This window comes from Vibrio sp. RE86, from assembly GCF_013114545.1.
In the GTDB taxonomy this organism is placed as follows: domain Bacteria; phylum Pseudomonadota; class Gammaproteobacteria; order Enterobacterales; family Vibrionaceae; genus Vibrio.
On sequence record NZ_VTXI01000065.1, the window covers coordinates 1 to 842 of the forward strand.

Consider the following 842-nt stretch of genomic DNA (forward strand, 5'->3'; position numbering starts at 1 on the left):
AACGTTGGTACTATCGGCCACGTTGACCACGGTAAAACAACTCTAACTGCTGCAATCTGTACTACTCTTTCAAAAGTGTACGGCGGTGAAGCGAAAGACTTCGCATCTATCGATAACGCTCCAGAAGAGCGTGAGCGCGGTATCACAATCGCAACTTCTCACGTTGAGTACGACACTCCAACTCGTCACTACGCACACGTAGACTGTCCAGGACACGCGGATTATGTTAAGAACATGATCACTGGTGCTGCACAGATGGACGGCGGTATCCTAGTAGTAGCCGCAACTGACGGCCCAATGCCTCAGACTCGTGAGCACATCCTACTTGGTCGTCAGGTTGGTATTCCTTACATCATCGTATTCATGAACAAATGTGACATGGTTGATGATGAAGAGCTTCTAGAGCTAGTTGAAATGGAAGTTCGTGAACTTCTATCTGAGTACGATTTCCCAGGTGATGACCTACCAGTTATCCAAGGTTCTGCACTAGGCGCACTAAACGGCGAGAAGCAGTGGGAAGACAAGATCGTTGAGCTAGCAGAAGCACTAGACAACTACATCCCAGAACCAGAGCGTGCAGTAGATCAGCCGTTCCTACTACCAATCGAAGACGTATTCTCGATCCAAGGTCGTGGTACAGTTGTAACTGGTCGTATCGAGCGCGGTATCCTAACTGTAGGTGACGAAGTAGAAATCGTTGGTATCAAAGAAACAACAGTAACTACATGTACTGGTGTTGAAATGTTCCGTAAGCTTCTAGACGAAGGTCGTGCTGGTGAGAACGTTGGTGCACTTCTACGTGGTACTAAGCGTGACGAAGTTGAGCGTGGTCAAGTACTAGC

The 842-nt window shown here is 48.0% G+C and carries 1 protein-coding gene; it reads left to right on the plus strand.

Annotated elements, in window-relative coordinates; genetic code table 11:
• Nucleotides 1-842: elongation factor Tu (tuf, locus tag F0231_RS20775; RefSeq protein WP_171761572.1), on the plus strand; the 842-nt coding region annotated here is incomplete at both ends.